Genomic DNA, 17,654 nt, shown 5'->3' on the forward strand with positions numbered 1-17,654 from the left:
TGGCCCTACCGCGTACCTTTGCAGACCCGCCACCCGGCGGCCCCGCGCCGTTGGTAGCAGTATACGCGCCGGAAAAATCAGCGAAAATCAACGATTTATGACCCCTCTCGATGAAGTAGGCGAGTTCGGCCTCATTGGCCGCATCCAGCAAACTGTGGAACTCACCCAGCCCAGCACCATCCTCGGCATCGGCGACGACGCAGCCATTCTGGCCCCGGCCGCCGGGCAGGAATTAGTTATCAGCACCGATCTGCTGACCGAAGGCGTGCACTTCGACCTCACGTTCTGCCCGCTCAAGCACCTGGGCTACAAGGCCGTGGCCGTCAACGTCTCGGATATTGCCGCCATGAACGCGGTGCCCACCCAGATTGTGGTGGCGGTCAGCATCCCACCCCGCTTCACAGTGGAAGCGGTAGAGGAGCTGTTCGAAGGCGTAAAGCTGGCCTGCGAAGCCTATAACGTTGATTTGGTGGGTGGCGACACCACCGGCAGCCGCGCCGGCCTCACCATCAGCGTAACGGCCCTGGGCCAGGCGGAAGCGGGCAAAGCCGTGCGCCGTAGCGGGGCCGGCCCCAACGATTTGCTGTGCGTAACTGGCGACCTGGGCGGGGCCTACCTGGGCCTGCAGGTGCTGGAGCGCGAAAAGCAGGTCTGGCAGGCCGACCCCGAATCCCAGCCCGAACTCGACAAGTACCCCTACGTGCTCCAGCGCCAGCTGCGCCCCGAGGCCCGCATGGACGTTATCCACGAGCTACGCGAGCTGGGCGTAGTACCCACCAGCATGATTGACGTGTCGGACGGGCTGGCTTCCGAGGTACTGCACCTGTGCCAGGCTAGTGGCACCGGGGCGCGCATCTTCACCGAAAACCTGCCCATCGCCAACCCCACGCTCGAAGTGGCCAACGAGTTCAACCTCGACCCCATCATGTGCATGCTCAACGGTGGCGAAGATTACGAACTGCTCTTCACCGTCCCGCTCGCCGACCACGCCAAGCTCAAAAACCACCCCGATATCACCATCATCGGCCACATGGTCGAAAAGAGTGAAGGCGCCAACCTCATCACCAAAGCCGGCCAGCCCGTGCCGTTAAGGGCCCAAGGGTTCAATCACTTTGGCTAGCCGTCATTGCGAGCAGCGCGAAGCAATCTGCTTGTCAAGAGCGCTTAATTCTGGCAATCACAAAGCCCCTGACGTCCTTGCTGGCGTCAGGGGCTTTGTGCTTTATTTAATTTGTCGTGTTGCTCGCACGGATTGCTTCGCGCTGCTCGCAATGACGGTCAATCCTCGGGATAAGGAATGTAGACGAAGTTGGTGAACTCCTCGTCGAGCACGAACAGGCAGCAGTACTCGTTCGGCTCGCGGTAGGTTTGCGCAAAGGCCTCAATGCCTTCCTCGCTGATGATGCCCTGCTGCACGAATAGCTCCAGGTAGCTGGCGAATACGTGCCACTCCAGGTTCAACTCATCCGCATTCACGAGCAAGCCACCCAGCGGTACTTCCTGGCGGGCGAACACGAAGATGGGGTACTTGGAAATGTCACGCTTACGGATTTGCGACGATGCTTCGCTGAGCGTATCGGACACGGTGGCGAAATCCTTGGTGATGGTACCGAGGTATTTGCCGTTCAGTTCGGGGTCGTTGGTGTAGTCCATTATGATGTTGTTTTACCGGTCAGTAAATTCCTATCGTTGCAACGAAGCGTGAGGGATCGATACTGAAGGAGGCGTAAAGCGGTCGGAAATCCGGCGACCCCAACGGATAGAAGGGCGCTCGATTAGGATGTTGAATGCTGTGGCGGCCAATAGGGTCACTGCTATTGTCCCGACCAGCAAAATCCAGAAGGTTTGATTGGAATTAGTGCCAAGCTTACCGGCGAACTTATCCCAATGGTCCATAACATAGGCCACAAAGAACCAGTGAACGAGGTACAGACTGTAAGAAATCCGCCCCAGAAACAGAAATACCCGGCCGTTCAGAAAGCGTTGTAGCTGGGGACTATTGATGAGGTAAGCAAGCATGAGGGCCGAAGCAACTCCAGTAAAATGAAACAGATCGAGGCGGAACATCCCCAACCAGTAATTGCCGGTTTCGCCGATGGGAAACATGCGGGTGATGTGCCGGATGGAGAACATCACGAGAACTAGCCCATACAGCAAGAAGCGAATGCGGTGCCACCATGCTTGGCGGGTATCGTAGCGTTCAATCCGGTGGAAAAAATAGGCCAGTAGCATACCCAGGCAAAAGTGCTGGATGGCCCAGAACACGAACCCGGACCCCAACACGAGTAGCCCCAGCATAAGTGCAATGAACAACTGGCGGTTATATCGCAGGAGCAAGGCCAGGAAGGGCACAAAAACCGACCCTGCCATTTCGACTTCCAGCGTCCAGGCCGGAATATAACTATCGTGCTTACCCCGAATCAGCACCGCCTCTTCGAACCAATGATGGGTGTTTTTAATTAAGTCGGATGCAATTAAACCCAGCGGCTCGTGGCGGTGGTTGTAGAGGTAGTAAAGGCTCAGAGCCGCCAGAAACGGCACATATAACCGAACCACCCGGTTAACGATATAGGCCCGGTAAGTTTCGCCGGTAATAGGCTGCGAATTATCGGGATGGAAATATTTCCAGGATAATACTAGGCCGCTAAGTACGAAAAACAGCGAAACAGCATCGCTGCCGTTAAATACCATAGCGCCTAATTTAAACTCCATCGTTTCGGCCCAGCGCCAGCCAATAAAGTGATATATCAGTACGGCAAATGCGGCTAAGCCGCGCACACTATCCAGATAAGTAATTCTGCGCATTGGGTGAAACAGGGTAAGAGTTTTCCAGCCGACGAGTGAGGAAGCGGAATAGGGTGAGTTGAAAGTAACCTACCGCAGCTCCAGCAGCACTACTTTATCCAAATGGTAGGCAGGCGTGTATCGGACACGGTGGCGAAATCCTTGGTGATGGTGCCGAGGTATTTGCCGTTCAGTTCGGGGTCGTTGGTGTAGTCCATGTTACTCAACCTCAATAAATTCATCAGAGCCCTCAACACGCTCCAACTGTGTTCCAATTGGATAATCCAGATACGGAATGATGGCCTTATCCAAGTTCGCTATTGTATTGAGTTTGTACAGGGCAGAATTGTCAAGGTCGTCTAAATACTCCTCAGTTTCAAATCCCCACAGAAATTGCCAACCGCTGTCATTGTCGGCCACTGGCTCATCACGGCGCATGTAACCAACTGATAAACGGTCAACAACTATTTTGTCGGTGGCAGCGCAGGTACAGGTATGTGAAATGAGCATTTCAAAACCCCGTGAATCAATCTTAAAATCTGCCATCTTTTTAGACACAAATGCTACCGCAACTCCAGCAGCACCACGTTCTCCACGTGGTGGGTATGCGGGAACATGTCTACGGGCTGCACTTTTACCACGCTGTACGCCTCATCCAGCAGCTCCAAATCCCGGGCCTGGGTGCCGGGGTTGCAACTGACGTAGACGATGCGGGGGGCGCGCATTTCGAGTAGGCGGGCCACCACGTCGGGGTGCATGCCGGCGCGGGGCGGGTCGGTGATGACGACGTCGGGGGGGCCGTGCTTTTCGATGAACTCGGCGTTGAGCACATCCTTCATGTCGCCGGCGTAGAACTCGGTGTTGGTGGTGCCGTTGATTTCGGAGTTGATGTAGGCGTCCTTTACGGCCGACTCGACGTACTCGACGCCCACCACGTGGCGGGCCTGCCGGGCCACGAAGTTGGCAATGGTGCCAGCCCCGGTGTAGAGGTCGTACACCAGCTCCGAGCCGGTGAGCTGGGCGAAGTCGCGGGTGATTTTGTAGAGGTTGTACGCGCCCTCCGAGTTGGTCTGGTAGAACGATTTCGGCCCCACGCGGAAGCGCAGGCCCTCCATTTCCTCGTGGATGTGCGGCTCGCCCTTGTAGCAGACCACCTCTAGGTCGTTGAAGGTTTCGTTGCCCTTGTCGTTGAGCACGTAGTTGAGCGAGGTGATTTGCGGGAACCGCTCGGCCAGGAAATCCAACAGCGGCACCAGCGCGTCGTGGGCGTAGTAGCACTGCAGAATCACCATCAGGTCGCCGGTATTGGCCGTCCGGATGATGAGGTTGCGCAGGAAGCCCTCCTGGGTTACGAGGTTGTTGAAAGGCAAGTCGTGTTCCAGGGCATAGTCGCGCACCGCCAACCGAATCTGGTTGCTTGGGTCGGGCTGCAGCCAGCAGTGGTTCACGTCGAGAATCTTATCGAAGCGGCCGGGCGTATGGAAGCCCAGCACGCGCCGTTCGTAGTCGTGGCCGCTGGCAATCTGCTCGTTGGTCAGCCAGCCGTTGTGGCTGAAGGTGTACTCCAGCTTGTTGCGGTAGTAGGTCTGGTCGGGCGAGGGCGTGATGGGCAGGATTTCGGGCAGCGCCACCTTGCCGATGCGCTGCAAGGTGTCGGCCACCTGCTGGTGCTTGAACTGGAGCTGGGTTTCGTAGCCCAGGTGTTGCCACTTGCAGCCCCCACAGGTACCGAAATGCTCGCAGAACGGCGTCACGCGCAGATCAGAGTACTTGTGGAACTTGGTGGGCACGGCCTCCAGAAAGTTCTTCTTGGCCTTGGTCACGCGCAGGTCCACCACGTCGCCGGGCGCTACCTGGGTCACAAAAATAACCAGATTCTCGCGGCGCACCAGGCACTTGCCCTCGGCCACCATGTCGGTAATTTCGACTTCGCGGAGCAGCTCCGCCGGGATATTCTTCACTGATTTTCTCACGCGGCAAAGATAGACCACGGATGAGCACGGATTTTAACGGATTGCCCGGATTTTGTGAATGGCCCCGGCGGCGCAGCGCGGTTGGGCGCAGTTTGCGGTCGGAAGCGGTTCAGGCCCGAGCGGTTTCCGGCCGCTGCCAGCAGTGAAAAATTAGGTCCTGCGAATCGGGTAGGGCCGGCAGGGCCAGGCGGACGCACCAGGCAAAGCCCTGCTGCTCAAAAGCCTGCAGCGTGGTTGTGAGTCGCGCACTTTCGGGGGTGCCGATGGGGTAATGGTACTCGATGAGGTACTGGCGGAAGTGCCCCAAGCGGCCGGATTGGGCCAAATCGGCTAGAATATCGGCCTCGGCACCCTCCACATCAAGCTTGAGCAGGTCGAAGGCAGGGGTGTCAGCCAGCACTTCGCTGAGCCGGTGGGCGGGCACTTGCACGGTGCGGACGCCGCCGGCGTGCGGGTGGAGCGAACCGGTAAGGCTGGCCCCGTCGGAGCCGTAATAGAAGGGTAGCTCGCCAGCCGTGGCGGCCAGTGCGGCGTGGTGCAGCACCACGTCGCGCAGCTGGTTGGCGGCCACGTTGCGCGCCAGCAGCCGGAAGGCTTCGGGGTTCGGCTCGAAAGCCACAATGTAGGCCGTCGGAAATTGTCGTTTAAAGTACAGCACTGCCATCCCGATGTTGGCCCCCCCATCAAGGATGCGTGGGGCAGCCGGCGCAGCTGGGGCATCAAAAGCGTACGGTTCGGTCAGGAATAGCTCCTTGAACAGCCGTAGCAGCAGCTCGTAGCTGCTGCCCTCCACATCGAAGCCAAATAGCCACTGCCGGTACACCCCGTTGCGGGGTTGCCGGCGGAGGCTGGTTTTCAGCCCTAGCGCAACCAGCACCCGAAATACCTCCCAGGCCTCGCGCCCCCGGTAGCGGCTCCGGTAGGCCACATGTGCCCAGCGCAGGACATGAAAAGGAAGCTTTAGCAGGGTCAGCAAAAACATGGCTAGCGGTTCGGTAGGCGGTGGTCAAAAGTAAGCGAATCGGGACTCGCGCCCCGGCCTTAGCGCGGTACTGTGCTCCCGGCCGGGGCTTCCGCTTGCGAGGCGTAATTTGCGGGCGGTTTACGCTAAGTTGATTTCTGCTGAGTATGAAAGATAAAGTAGTCCTGATTACGGGCGGCACGTCGGGTATCGGCCGGGCCACGGCCCTGGAGTTCGGGCAAGCGGGGGCCAAAGTGGCCTTCACCGGCCGCAACGAGGCCCGTCTGGCCGAAACCGCCGCCGAGCTGGCCGCCCTAGGTATTGCCCACCTGGCCATCCGGGCCGATGTGGGCATGGAGGCCGATTCGGAGCGGGCCGTGGCCGAAACAGTGGCCGCGTTCGGCGGGCTCGATGTGCTCATCAACAACGCCGGCATCAGCATGCGGGCCCTGTTTCGGGATGCTGATTTGGACGTTATACGACAGTTGATGCAGACCAACTTTTTCGGCACACTATACGCTACCAAATTCGCGCTGCCCCATATCACGGCGGCTAAGGGCTCGATTGTAGGCATTAGCAGCATAGCCGGCTACCGGGGCCTGCCGGGGCGCACGGGCTACTCGGCCTCTAAGTTCGCCATGCACGGCTTCCTGGAGGCGCTGCGTACCGAGCTGCTGCCCCAGGGCGTGCACGTGCTGCTGGCCTGCCCGGGCTTTACGGCTTCCAACATCCGCAACGTGGCCCTGGCCGCCGATGGTAAAGCCCAGGGCGAATCGCCCCGCGACGAAGGGGCCATGATGAGCAGCGAGGAAGTGGCCCGGCACCTACTGGAGGCCGTGCGCCAGCGCCGCCGCGACCTCATCCTTACCAGTCAGGGCAAGCTCACCGTGTGGCTCAATCGCCTGCTCCCCAGTCTGGCCGACAAGCTTGTGCTCAAGCATTTCCGCAAGGAGGAGCCGGATTTCAAGTTGTAAAACGGCCGTTACAGTACAGCACCCTTTTAGCGTCGCCGCAGCTTTTGCAGCAGCGCTACGGCTTCGGGGGCCGCGCCGGTGGCCAGCGCGAGGCCGCCGTACACGGCCGTGATTACCGTGGAGCGCAGTAGCATCGTGAGCAGGGGTGAGACCTGCTCGGGTACCAGCCAGCCGGCCACGCCGGCCGCAGCCGTGATGAGCAGGATGAGCGGAATTTGCCAGGTGAAAGGCTGCATGCCGAAGCTGCGCCATACAAACCAGGTGCGAATCAGGTTGATGCTGACCTGGGCTGCCACCGCCGCCACCGCCGCGCCCACAATACCCAGTCGTGGAATCAGCAGCAGGTTCAGCACGACAATCAGCACGGCCAGGGAGATATTGAACACCAGATCAAAGCGGTAGCGTGGCGAGGTAACCAAGATAAGGCCGTTGAGACCCGTGATACCGTCGAACAGGCGGCTGCCCAGCAACAGCAGGACCACCAGCGTGCCCTGGGCATATTCAGCCCGCATGAGCGAGTAGATAAAGGGTAGGTTGAGGCCGATTCCCAGCGCCAACAGGCAGCCAATAAGAGCGTTGAGGCGGGTGGTTTGGCGGTAGAAATCGGCCATGCCCACTAGGTTTTGCTCCTTCCAATAGTTGGCCAGCAGCGGAAAGGCAATTTTGTTGAGCGAGCGGGCCGGAATAGCCAGCGCCGTGCTGATGTTGAAAGCAATGGCGTAGATGCCCACGGCCGCCAGATTCAGCTGCGAGCCAATCATCAGCGTGTCGATGTACATGATGATGGAGCCGGCCAGCGAGCTGAACAGCGTGAAGGCGCCCATGCTGAACAATTCGCGTACCGGCCGCACTGCCAGCACCGCCCGTTGCGGCCGCCAGTGCAGTTCGCCGATGCGCAACAGATATCCGGTGAGCAACAGCACCAATAGCCCGTTTACGCCAATGAACCAGAGCACGTAGCCATGAAACGACAGCAGCCCCTGGGCAAACAACAGCGCCCCGCCCAGAATCAGCAGCCGTAACAGGATGTCCTGCAAAAACGACGAAAATGCCGTGTGGTATAGCGCCTTCAGGTAGGCATCGAGCAGGGAATACAGCAGCGTGAAAAGCGCGAAAACGATTCCCCAGGCATAGTAGGGGCCCAGCGCCGCGACTTCCGTTTCGTAAAAGCCCAGCAGTACCGGCTTGCCCAGCCAGAATAGGGCCGCCATGGCCATAAAGCTCAGCAGCGGTACGCCCAACAGAAAAGGCAGAAAACCGTGGTGGCCGTTTTCGGAGTTGCGGAAGTAGGGAAAAAACCGAATTCCTACGCTGGCAAACCCAAACGCCGCCACCTGCGCCAACAGCGTCGACACCGAGGCTAGCGTGGCGGTAACGCCCAGTTGCCCCGGCTCAAAAAACCGCGGTAGCACCAGCGTGGTGCTCACGAAGCCCAGCGCCAGCCCGAGGTAAGAAATTACGGTGTTGCGCAGCCCCTGCCGCTGAACGATACCCAAATGGTAAGAAGTGAGAATAGAGAAGTAAAAAGGTAGAAAAGAAACTGTCATTCTGACCGCAGCGCAGCGGAGTCGAAGAATCTCTACCGCAGTGCTAACTCGGTCGATTGCAACAAAGCAGTAGAGATTCTTCGACTCCGCTGCTCTCAAAATGACATTCACCTCCTACTTCTCACTGTCTCCTGTCTAAATAAAATATCCTGGCCATTGACGAAGGCCACGTCGCGGCCGCGAAGGTACTCCATGATGGCGCGGAACTGCTCTGGTCCGTTGTGCTGGTTGGCCGGGTCGAAGTTCTCGTTATGCCAGAGTACCGTGCACACGCCCCCGAACCGCTCGATTTCCTGGAACATCGGCGTGAGAGCCGGCAGAATTTCGTCGGGGGCCAGTTGCAGGTAGCGGGGGTGGTGGAGCGTGGTGTCCATCACATTGAGTGGAATTTCGAGGAAATCGTATGCCTTGCCAGTTCGGAAATTAAAAGGCTGAAATGGTAAGCAGTAGGAGTTGCGGAAGCCATAGTGCTCGGCAAATCCTAGGGTAGAGTCGTAGGCCGAAGTCAACTCGTCAATCAGGTTTGGAGTGATGCGCGGCTCCCAACTCAGGTAATGAAAGCGTAACCCTTGGGCAGTATGCTCACTACGGTAAATTTTCACAGCTTCGTGTAGAAGTTGCTCCTCATCAATTGCGGTTCCAATACTGCCATGAAGTGCTACTTCCGCCCCAGCCTGCAATAAGGTATCTATCGACTTATCGAGTTGGTGATACCGATAATCGGCATTCGGAGTGCCGTTGGCGGATTTGCGGTGCTCGGGCAGGAAGAAGAACGTGCTTTTCGCGCCGTACTCGGCCACGGTTTGCTGCACCAGCTCTAGGTTATCCCAGGCATCTTTCTGCGTGAGATGTCGCCACAGTTGTTGCCCGAAACCGAGCAGGTTGCCCCGCTGCAACGCCGCTTTAGCTGGCTGCTTCCAGGCGCTGCGCAGGTTGTCGATGTCGTGGGTGATGAAGGCGGCCCAGGTGACTCCGTTGGCCCAGCGGCGCGGCTTCAGCACTTGGCCGGTTACGTGCTCCACAGCCGTTTTCAGGATGTCGAAGTAGTAGTTAACGACTGGCACCGCCACGAAGCCGTAGCGGGCCTGCACACTGGCCGCGTACGGGAAGCGACCATGCTGGTCACGCTCTTCAGAGAAGAACTCCTGCCAGCCGCTGAGTAGGTAGAACGCGGCCGAAACCACATCGGCGTTGATGCGCGCCCGGCTTCCCGGCAGCAGCTCCAACAGCGCCGTATCGGGCGAAGCATCGAAGAAAAAGGGCATGAGCTGCCCATGCCACTCGCGCCAGTTCGGTTCGGAAGGGTAGGGAGCAATACAGGCGAAAAAGTCGTGCTCAACGGCTGCAATTTCAACCTGTGGCTGCATACCGGCATACCCGATGCTAACTGCCGGCACCTGCGCGTAGGCCGCCCTAAAATGCCGTAGCACGTAGGCCAGCCGAACTTCGGCGGTAACGGGAGCAACAGCAGGCAGCGGCGGAGGAACCATAGCGCAAAGTAAACCAGAACAATTACGCGAACCTCTGCACATTCCTCTGCGCGGCTCTGCAGGAAACTACGCCTCCGCCATTGGGGCCGTTTTCGCAAGCCACTGTTGCAACACCTGCGCCGCCCGCTGCTGGCTGTGGCCTTCGTTGGGTGTGCCCAGCGTGGCGTTGTAGTAGGCGGCACGCTGATATAAATCGGCCGGCTTGGCTAATTGCATCCGGCGTAGCCAGCCAGCCAATTCCGGCAGCGTATCAGCCTGCTCTATCAGCCCGTGGGCCACGTAGCCGTAGTAGTCGTCGGCAATACCGTGGCTTCCGAAGCGGAAATACACGCTGGCCAGATTCAGCAGCGTGGCTTCGAGGTGGGTACTAGTGTCGGCGGCCATCAGCGCATCGTGCGCACTTAAGAATTCGAATACGTTTTGCTTCCGGGCATCGGAAAATTGCAGTGCCGGGTGCCGGGTGGCCAGAAACGAGAAGTCGCGGGTGTCGCCGGGGTGGGGGCGGATGGTGAAGGTGAGGTTAGGGAATTCGGTTAGCAGGTAGTCGAGGGTGGTGGTAATGGCGGCGGTATCGTCGAGTGTGTTGCAGGCCAGCGCAACCCGGCACACGGCGGGCGCAAGGTTGCGGCGGGCCAGGAAGGCATCGGCCTTGGGCATGCCCACCAGCGCCACCTGGCCCGCTATTGGGCCGCACTGGCGGTATTTGTCCAGCGCATCCTGCCCTTCAAGCAGGCTCAACCCAAAACCCAGCGGCGGGAAGCTGGTGCTGACGGTGGCATGCTGCACGTAGGCGGTGGGCACACCCTCGGCTTGGCAGGCCAGCAGCAGGGCCCGGGCGTCGTCGTTGTGGTCGTTGGCAAATACCACGGCTTGGGGGCGGTAGTGGCGAAGGGCCCGCCGGTATACTTCGTAGTAGCCAACGGCGTTGAAAATCAAATCGAAAAACCGACTGGCCCGCTCGCCCTCAGTGCGCCATAATGCCCGGAATACCCGCGGCAGCTGGCCGTAATACAGCAGCTTACGCCGCAGCGAAAGGCGGTTAACGGCCCCGTTGTAGCGCCCAATCTGTTTGCTCTGGCCGGCTACTAGCACGGTGTCGGATAGAGCCTCGCGCAGAAAGTGCAGCGAGTCGTAATTGTTCTGGCTCACCACGTACAGCCACACTTTGCCACGCAGATCTTCAGGGTTGCGCACCTTCCGAAACACGTTGCCCACCAGCCGCAACCCTGCGTAGCCAGCCATTTTCAGTAGCCGTTTCCAGGGGCTTTCCGGCGAAATGGGCTCCAGTGTGTGCGCCGGCAGCGAGGCAAATAGATCGGTGAAGCGCAGCTGCAGAATGTCGCGCAGGCGGGTCGCCTCATCCTCCTTGCTGGGTTCGCCACCGGCGAGCGGGAAGCCTGACGATTCGGGTGGGACTGGGAATTGAGGCATTGAAGCGGGGTGAGGCAGAACTACAATGCTTCCCAAGTCAGCGGGGTGCCGGCCTCTAACGCTTGGCGGGCGGGCTTGCCCAGCAGTTGGTCGAAGTAGCGGGGTGGCAGCCCGTCGCCGGGGCGCACCACGCGCAGGTTCTCTTTGGTGAAAAGCTCCCCGGCGGCTATGTCCTGGGCTATGTACAGGGAGCGTTTGTAGAGGCGGCTTTTCTCTTCGGCCCGCTGCACGCCATACTGTACCTGGCCAAGCGCCTGCCAGGCCCGCTCAGTTTCGGTTACGAGCTGGGCCACTTCCTCGGGTTCCAGCGAAAAGGCTGAGTCCACGCCACCGTCGGCGCGGCGCAGGGTTACGTGCTTCTCGATAACGCAGGCGCCGAGGGCCACGGCGGCCACCGAGGCTCCGATGCCCATCGTGTGGTCGGAGAGGCCTACCAGCGTGTCGGGAAAGAGTTGCTGAAAGTGGGGCAGCGTGCGCAGGTTGGTGTTGAGCGGCGTGGCGGGGTAGGTGCTAGTACACTTGAGCAGCACCAGTTCGCGGCAGCCAGCCTCGCGCAGCACCTGCACGGCCTCAGCCACTTCAGCCAGCGTGCTGGCCCCGGTGCTCATAATCACAGGTTTGCCGGTGGCGGCAACCCGGCGCAGCAGCGGCCAGTCGGTGTTCTCGAAAGAGGCAATTTTATAGGCCGGCACATCGAGGGTTTCCAGGAAATCGACGGCCGTTTCATCAAACGGCGAGCTGAACGCCAGCATGCCATGCTGCCGGGCCCTCTCGAACAGCGGCTGGTGCCACTCCCAGGGCGTGTGCGCTTCTTGGTACAGCTCGTGCAGCTCGCGGCCAAACCAGAGCGAATTGGGGTCGTCGATGCGGTAGGCCCCGGGCAGAGTCATGGTATCGGCGGTGTAGGTCTGCAGCTTGATAGCGTGGGCACCGGCCGCAGCCATAGCATCCACGATGGCCAGGCCGCGCTGCAAGTCCTGGTTGTGGTTGCCGCTGAGCTCGGCAATGATGAAAGGCGGCTGGTCGGGGCCCACGAGGCGGGAGCCAAAGGAGATGGTCATAGGGCAAAAATACGGATAGCTACGCGGATGCGTGGCTGCTCGTCTCACCCCACTCCCAGCCAGGCAAACGTCAGCGAATCTGTGGGATTAGCCGTTGGTCGCAGTTGAAAGCCCGCCCGTTCGAAGGCGTGCACCGAGGCGGCGTTGGCAGCCTGCACGTGGCCCAGCACTCGCCTCACTTGCGCAAATTGCGCCAGCAGTTGCCGCGTGCCGGCCAACAGCAGCAGTGGTGCCAGCCCCCGGCCCCGGAAATTGGCGTCGAGCAGGTAGCTGAGCGTGGCCGTTTCGCCTTCCACCGCGAACCGGATGAGGCCCGCCGAGTGGCCCGTGGCGGCATCCTGGGCCAGCAGGAGCAGTGCATTTTCGTCGGTCAGCCGGGCAGCAAACCACCGCTCATGGTCATCCTCAGCCACGGGCTCGGTGTTGAATGAAAAGCGCCGCACGGCCGGCTCGTTGGTCCAGGCCAGCAGCTGGGCTGAGTCGGTGGAGGTGGCGGGGCGCAGGGCAAAGGGCGGCAGAGGCAGCAGCAATGCCCGCAGCTCCTGGCGCAGACGGGCCGGGGCCTGCCCGTCGAATACCCGACGCTGGGCAACACGCATTTCGGCGGCTATGCGACCGGCTTCGGAGGAGGTGAGAATGTTGGCTGCCGCCATGAAAGGTCGGGCCAGACCGGCTCCGCGCAGGTAGTGGTCGAGGTCGTACTGGTTGGCGGCGGTGGGCAGCAGCAGCAGCAGCCCGCCACCGGCCGCGCAGTACTCGTAGCTCACGGTGCTGGCCGAGCACACAGCCGCGCCGCATTGGCGCATGAGCGTGGCCAGTTCCGGAGCGGCCAAGTGGCGGTGCAGCGTCAGATTTGGCTGGTCGGTTGCCCAGGCGTGCAGCGCTTCCCAACCCTGGTAAGCTCCGCCTAGCACCGCATGCACTTGGCGTGCGCCCGGCAGGGCCAGTAACTCCGCTACCACGCGGCGGGTCTGGTGCGTGGGGTCGGCTCCGCCCAAGCACACAAATACCGTGGATGGGTCGGGTTCCGTCGCGTCACCTACAGCGGACTCATGCTGGAAATCGGCCCGCAGCGGGGCAAAAGCGGGGCCGCTGAGCAGGCGGGCTCCCGGCTGGCGCAGCTCGTAATCGGCCGCCGTGGATTCGCCGGCGGGGTTGAGCACTAGGTCGGCGGCCAGCGGGTAGGCGTGCAAATCGTCAAGGTACACCAGCCGGTGCACGGCTCCACGCACGGTGTTCTGGTAATCGTAGCGGAAATCGTAGCCATCGAGTACCAGCACATCATCAGGCCGGAGCAGCCAAGCAGCTAGGTCGGCGGCTTCTTCGGGCAGTGGGCGCGCGGGCAGCGCCTGCACCGCCAAGCCAGCGGCCGTGAGCTGGGCCACCAGGGCCACATCGGGCTCCCGAATTAGAAAAACCTGCTCCGGGAAATCGGGCCGCAGGATTTCGGCAAGCGCCAGCAGCCGCATCATGTGGCCCAGGCCAATGCGGGCGTTTCCATCGGCGCGGAGGAGGAGGCGCATAGTACTTTCGCTAATCAATGAGTGATAATATTATGGTAGCACTCAAATACACGATGGTCAACACCGAGTCTGTGTAAGTGACTCGACTTTCATTGAAAAAATCGGTTGGACTTTTGGCAACAGCTACCAATTCCTTTGCCTGGGTTTTCAGACTGATAAAGCGTAATGCCTGAAATAAAACGAGAAGAATAATGGTGTTTCTTAAGACAGTAGCTGAGTGCGCATTTGCCATCTGTAGCGTTGGATCATGTCTTAATCGGAAAAATATCACCAAGTGTATCAGGCCGATTAGAAACCAGAAAAGATATACATACGCATTGCGTAATGATTTATAATTGATAGTATACAGGAGCAGTTGCGTGAAAACACCGTAGATTAATATTGCATCTCGCTGGTTGTCTTCCGTTTCGATATTGTCGAAACAATGCCACAGCAATAATGATAGCAACAGATATAATATAATTATGACTTTATCCTAGCTTTTCAGCTTGGTGAAGTAGAAAAAAGGCCGTGCCGTACGCTTCTGCTGATGCATGACAAGATTTTCAACTGTTGTAACTTACAGCTTCTTCTGCTCGACATGCGCATTAAGCGCCACTAACTCCGAGTGCTCGTCCAATAAGGCAATCAGTTCCTCAGTCGTCAAAGTATCAGCCTGATGCTCTTCTATCAGTCGTCTAATTAGCTCGAAATCCTCAGTAGTATCCACCGTGAGGCGGTAGACGCTGCGGTTGCCGGAGCGGATTATCTGGGCGAATTGCACCCGGCCCGAGCGGTTCTGGTGGATGTAGGGCGTTACATGCTCCCGGTCGGAGGCGATAGTGGCGTGCTGATGGGCTTCATCCAGTAGTTCCCGCGAAAAAATCTCGAAATCGAAACCCCGCGGATAGGTGCGTTCCAGTACGTTGGAGAGGTACAGACGCGGATTATTGGCCGCCAGATACTGCTGCACGGCCTCCGCAATCAGTGCACCGTCCAGCAGCGGGCAGTCGGAAGTTACGCGCACAATAACGTCTAGGTCGTGGGCGGCGGCGCATTGTTGGTAGCGGGCCAGCACATCATCCTCGGGCCCACGAGTCACGGGCAGGCTGTGCGCCGCCGCAAAATCGGCCAGCGCGTCGTCGGTGGCGTTGGTGGTGATGGCCAAGTAAATTGGTAGCCCGCTGGTTTGTAGCCGCTCGATGTGGTAGGCCAGCAGTGGCCGGCCGCCCACCAGCCGTAGCACTTTGCCCGGTAGCCGGGTACTGGTCATGCGGGCTTGCGAAATTATGCCGACTTTCTTCACGCTGGTTCCTGCCGCGAAACGAATTCCCGGATGCAGGCAATCACGTACTGCTGCTCCTCATCGGTGAGGCTGGGAAACAGCGGGATACTGAGGCAGTGGGCGTAGTATGCTTCGGCCTTCGGAAAGTCGCCTTCCAACCAGCCCAAACCCTGGTAGTAAGGCATGCGATGCACCGGAATGTAATGGACCTGCGCGAAAACCTGCTTCTCGCGTAGAAAATCGTACAGCCCCCGGCGGTCTTCCACCTGAATCACATACAGATGGTATGCGTGGCCCGGCGCGCCGGCCAGCGGGCGCACAGTGGGCATCTCGGCGAAGGCCGCGTCGTAGCGGGCCGCCAACTCGCGACGGCGGTCCATACCCGCGTCGGCACGCTGGAGCTGGCTGATGCCCAGGGCGCAGAGCATGTCGGGCAGGCGGTAGTTGTATCCTAGTTCCTGCATTTCCATGTACCAGCCGCCTTCGTCGGGCCGGCTGAGCTGGGCGGGGTCTTTGGTGATGCCGTGGGTGCGCAACGTAAGCAGCCGCTCGTACAAGTCGCGGCGGTTGGTGGTGATCATGCCGCCCTCGCCGGTGGCAATGTGCTTTACGGGGTGAAAACTGAAGATGGCCAGGTCGGCAAACTGCCCGTTGCCGCAGTTCTGGGCCTGACCCTGGCTGTCGATGAACGAGCCGCCGGGCGCGTGGCAGCTGTCTTCGAGCAGCCATAGCTCAAACTCGTCGCAGAGCTGGCGGGCCTGCTCCAGGTTCACCGGCAGGCCCGCAAAATCCACGGGAATCAGCCCGTGAAAATGGCCTTTCGGGTGGCTTTCGAGCAGCCGGCGCACGGCGGCCAGGTCGATGAGTGCGGTATCCGGGTCGATGTCAACGAAATACACCTCGCCGCCGCAGTAGCGCCCGCAGTTGGCCGAAGCGGCAAACGTAATGGGTGTGGTGATGACGCGCTGGCCGGGCTGCACGCCCAGCGCCAGCGCACACAGGTGCAGTGCCGCCGTACCATTACTCACGGCCACGGCATATTCGGCCCCCACGTAGGCCGCAAACTTCTCCTCAAACGCTGCCACCAGCGGCCCCTGCGTGAGGTAGTCGGAGCGTAGGGCGGCTAACACGGCCTGTTCATCGGCCTCAGTGATGTGCTGGCGGCCGTAGGCGATAGGGCGGGTGGGCTGGAAATTGGAGAAGTTCATAAACCCAAAAGTATGGCGGCGGGGTGGTTGTTTGGCTAACCCCGGTTGATGAGCGCACTGCTGGCACGCTGTAGGGGCAGGACTTGCCCCTAGCCGCCATTAAACGGGCCCTTCGCCCGGCAGACAAAAGCCTGCAACGCATCGTTTTCGCGACGGGCGGGGGCAAGCCCCGCCACTATATAAGTTTTGGGTGCCCTGGATTAGCCCTCACCTATACCGTAAATCCGGCGTCGACGTGCAACTTAATTTCCTCCCGAATCTGCTCGGCCGAGAGCCAGTCGGTGTTGTTGCTGGAGTTGTAGTGGAAACCGGGCTCGGTGCGGCGGCCGCCGAAATGGGCAATGAACGCATCCACATCCCAGCGTGGGGTGAAGGGTAGAATAACGTAATACTTGTCGAGCTCGACGGTGCTCAGAGCGTCGGTTTCGGTTATCATTTCCTCGTGCAGCTTCTCGCCGGGCCGGATACCCACGACTTCCTGCCGGCAGTTGGGGCCAATGGCCTCGGCTACTTCGGTAATCTTGTAGCTCGGGATTTTGGGCACGAAAATCTCCCCGCCCCAGCTGTTTTCCAGCGCGTACAGCACCAAGTCCACGCCCTCATCGAGCGAGATGTGGAAGCGCGTCATGTCGGGGTGGGTGATGGGTAGCACGCCCGACTCGCGGCGCTGCAGGAAAAACGGCACCACCGAGCCTCGCGAGCCGATTACGTTGCCATAGCGCACCACCGAAAAGCGCAAATCGCGCGAGCCTTTCATATTGTTCGCGGCCACAAACAGCTTGTCGGAGCAGAGTTTAGTAGCGCCGTAGAGGTTGATGGGCGCGGCGGCCTTGTCGGTGCTCAGGGCTACTACGTCGGTTACGCCGCAGTCGAGAGCCGCGTTAATCACGTTTTCGGCCCCGAAAATATTGGTTTTAATGCATTCCATCGGGTTGTACTCCGCGGCGGGCACCTGCTTGAGGGCGGCGGCGTGCACAATGATGTCGATGCCCTCGCAGGCCCGCTTGAGCCGCTCGCCGTCGCGCACATCCCCGATGAAGTAGCGGATGGCCGGATACTCGGAGTGGGGAAACTGCTGCGACATCTCGTACTGCTTGAGCTCGTCGCGCGAGTACACCACCAGCCGTTTCACCTGCGGATAGAGCCGGAACACAGTTTCGACGAACTGCTTGCCGAACGAGCCAGTACCGCCGGTTACCAGAATGGATTTATGGTTGAGGTCGAGGGCCATGAGAAGGGTAATGAGCGAAGAAAGAGCGAGCCGCACGGCGGCTAAGGTGGGGGAGGGCAAAAGTAGGGAGTTATCAGTTGCCAGTCTTTAGTTGTCAGGAACGTCATTCAGAGCGCAGCGAACAATCGTCGCTCACTACGATTGCGCGACGATTGTTCAACGAGTTCACGCCAGATTCTTCGCTTCGCTCTGAATGACGTTCCTTTG

Annotated in this window: 15 protein-coding genes; 2 read left to right on the top strand and 13 right to left on the bottom strand. The window is 59.7% G+C overall.

Annotated features, from left to right (window positions below; all coding sequences use genetic code 11):
- Positions 1 to 97 precede the first annotated feature (97 nt).
- A complete protein-coding gene (gene thiL / locus HW556_RS09980; protein ID WP_176899876.1) occupies positions 98 to 1,120 on the top strand; it encodes a thiamine-phosphate kinase in 1,023 nt (340 codons plus the stop codon).
- A 158-nt stretch (positions 1,121 to 1,278) separates the two neighbouring features.
- Here thiL and HW556_RS09985 read toward each other — a convergent pair whose 3' ends face one another.
- The 5 genes from HW556_RS09985 to HW556_RS10005 all read right to left on the bottom strand — a co-directional run bounded on the left by HW556_RS09985 (position 1,279) and on the right by HW556_RS10005 (position 5,739).
- Complete coding sequence (locus tag HW556_RS09985) at positions 1,279 to 1,653, bottom strand: hypothetical protein (RefSeq protein ID WP_176899877.1); 375 nt, start codon at positions 1,651 to 1,653, stop codon at positions 1,279 to 1,281.
- Positions 1,654 to 1,683: 30 nt separating this feature from the next.
- Positions 1,684 to 2,805, bottom strand: coding sequence for an acyltransferase family protein (locus HW556_RS09990; protein WP_176899878.1), 1,122 nt, complete (start codon positions 2,803 to 2,805; stop codon positions 1,684 to 1,686).
- A gap of 198 nt (positions 2,806 to 3,003) precedes the next feature.
- Complete coding sequence (locus HW556_RS09995) at positions 3,004 to 3,330, bottom strand: DUF2185 domain-containing protein (protein ID WP_176899879.1); 327 nt, start codon at positions 3,328 to 3,330, stop codon at positions 3,004 to 3,006.
- A gap of 17 nt (positions 3,331 to 3,347) precedes the next feature.
- Entirely contained in the window at positions 3,348 to 4,757 is a 1,410-nt protein-coding gene (gene rlmD / locus HW556_RS10000) for a 23S rRNA (uracil(1939)-C(5))-methyltransferase RlmD (RefSeq protein WP_176899880.1), read from the bottom strand.
- 109 nt (positions 4,758 to 4,866) lie between these two features.
- Positions 4,867 to 5,739: an FkbM family methyltransferase gene (locus tag HW556_RS10005; protein WP_176899881.1), complete on the bottom strand. Its 873-nt coding sequence runs from the start codon at positions 5,737 to 5,739 to the stop codon at positions 4,867 to 4,869.
- 146 nt (positions 5,740 to 5,885) lie between these two features.
- Here HW556_RS10005 and HW556_RS10010 point away from each other — a divergent pair, with 146 nt between their 5' ends.
- The gene (locus tag HW556_RS10010) at positions 5,886 to 6,692 is read left to right on the top strand and encodes an SDR family oxidoreductase (protein ID WP_176899882.1); all 807 of its coding nucleotides are present in this window, start codon (positions 5,886 to 5,888) and stop codon (positions 6,690 to 6,692) included.
- A gap of 26 nt (positions 6,693 to 6,718) precedes the next feature.
- Here HW556_RS10010 and HW556_RS10015 read toward each other — a convergent pair whose 3' ends face one another.
- The 8 genes from HW556_RS10015 to pseB all read right to left on the bottom strand — a co-directional run bounded on the left by HW556_RS10015 (position 6,719) and on the right by pseB (position 17,447).
- Complete coding sequence (locus tag HW556_RS10015; RefSeq protein ID WP_176899883.1) at positions 6,719 to 8,239, bottom strand: lipopolysaccharide biosynthesis protein; 1,521 nt, start codon at positions 8,237 to 8,239, stop codon at positions 6,719 to 6,721.
- A gap of 107 nt (positions 8,240 to 8,346) precedes the next feature.
- Complete coding sequence (locus tag HW556_RS10020) at positions 8,347 to 9,729, bottom strand: DUF7033 domain-containing protein (RefSeq protein ID WP_176899884.1); 1,383 nt, start codon at positions 9,727 to 9,729, stop codon at positions 8,347 to 8,349.
- A 66-nt stretch (positions 9,730 to 9,795) separates the two neighbouring features.
- Positions 9,796 to 11,160, bottom strand: coding sequence for a glycosyltransferase family protein (locus HW556_RS10025; protein WP_246289601.1), 1,365 nt, complete (start codon positions 11,158 to 11,160; stop codon positions 9,796 to 9,798).
- Positions 11,161 to 11,180: 20 nt separating this feature from the next.
- The gene (pseI, locus tag HW556_RS10030; RefSeq protein WP_176899885.1) at positions 11,181 to 12,221 is read right to left on the bottom strand and encodes a pseudaminic acid synthase; all 1,041 of its coding nucleotides are present in this window, start codon (positions 12,219 to 12,221) and stop codon (positions 11,181 to 11,183) included.
- 44 nt (positions 12,222 to 12,265) lie between these two features.
- On the bottom strand, positions 12,266 to 13,744 hold the full coding sequence (gene pseG, locus HW556_RS10035; protein ID WP_176899886.1) for a UDP-2,4-diacetamido-2,4,6-trideoxy-beta-L-altropyranose hydrolase: 1,479 nt from the start codon (positions 13,742 to 13,744) through the stop codon (positions 12,266 to 12,268).
- 559 nt (positions 13,745 to 14,303) lie between these two features.
- On the bottom strand, positions 14,304 to 15,029 hold the full coding sequence (locus HW556_RS10040; protein WP_317170508.1) for a glycosyltransferase family protein: 726 nt from the start codon (positions 15,027 to 15,029) through the stop codon (positions 14,304 to 14,306).
- Positions 15,026 to 16,216, bottom strand: coding sequence for a UDP-4-amino-4,6-dideoxy-N-acetyl-beta-L-altrosamine transaminase (pseC, locus tag HW556_RS10045; RefSeq protein WP_176899888.1), 1,191 nt, complete (start codon positions 16,214 to 16,216; stop codon positions 15,026 to 15,028). The genes HW556_RS10040 and pseC overlap by 4 nt, the downstream gene beginning before the upstream one ends.
- A 211-nt stretch (positions 16,217 to 16,427) precedes the next feature.
- Positions 16,428 to 17,447, bottom strand: coding sequence for a UDP-N-acetylglucosamine 4,6-dehydratase (inverting) (pseB, locus tag HW556_RS10050; protein WP_176899906.1), 1,020 nt, complete (start codon positions 17,445 to 17,447; stop codon positions 16,428 to 16,430).
- Between the last annotated feature and the right edge of the window lie 207 nt (positions 17,448 to 17,654).

The sequence above is a fragment of the Hymenobacter terrestris genome (assembly GCF_013377905.1).
Lineage (GTDB): Bacteria > Bacteroidota > Bacteroidia > Cytophagales > Hymenobacteraceae > Hymenobacter > Hymenobacter terrestris.

Bases quoted from the DNA above. Each gene is read 5' to 3' on its own strand.
- thiL (WP_176899876.1), top strand. From the start codon at position 98: ATGACCCCTCTCGATGAAGTAGGCGAGTTCGGCCTCATTGGCCGCATC.
- HW556_RS09985 (WP_176899877.1), bottom strand. From the start codon at position 1,653: ATGGACTACACCAACGACCCCGAACTGAACGGCAAATACCTCGGTACC.
- HW556_RS09990 (WP_176899878.1), bottom strand. From the start codon at position 2,805: ATGCGCAGAATTACTTATCTGGATAGTGTGCGCGGCTTAGCCGCATTT.
- HW556_RS09995 (WP_176899879.1), bottom strand. From the start codon at position 3,330: ATGGCAGATTTTAAGATTGATTCACGGGGTTTTGAAATGCTCATTTCA.
- HW556_RS10005 (WP_176899881.1), bottom strand. From the start codon at position 5,739: ATGTTTTTGCTGACCCTGCTAAAGCTTCCTTTTCATGTCCTGCGCTGG.
- HW556_RS10010 (WP_176899882.1), top strand. From the start codon at position 5,886: ATGAAAGATAAAGTAGTCCTGATTACGGGCGGCACGTCGGGTATCGGC.
- HW556_RS10015 (WP_176899883.1), bottom strand. From the start codon at position 8,239: ATGACAGTTTCTTTTCTACCTTTTTACTTCTCTATTCTCACTTCTTAC.
- HW556_RS10020 (WP_176899884.1), bottom strand. From the start codon at position 9,729: ATGGTTCCTCCGCCGCTGCCTGCTGTTGCTCCCGTTACCGCCGAAGTT.
- HW556_RS10025 (WP_246289601.1), bottom strand. From the start codon at position 11,160: ATGCCTCAATTCCCAGTCCCACCCGAATCGTCAGGCTTCCCGCTCGCC.
- pseI (WP_176899885.1), bottom strand. From the start codon at position 12,221: ATGACCATCTCCTTTGGCTCCCGCCTCGTGGGCCCCGACCAGCCGCCT.
- pseG (WP_176899886.1), bottom strand. From the start codon at position 13,744: ATGCGCCTCCTCCTCCGCGCCGATGGAAACGCCCGCATTGGCCTGGGC.
- pseC (WP_176899888.1), bottom strand. From the start codon at position 16,216: ATGAACTTCTCCAATTTCCAGCCCACCCGCCCTATCGCCTACGGCCGC.
- pseB (WP_176899906.1), bottom strand. From the start codon at position 17,447: ATGGCCCTCGACCTCAACCATAAATCCATTCTGGTAACCGGCGGTACT.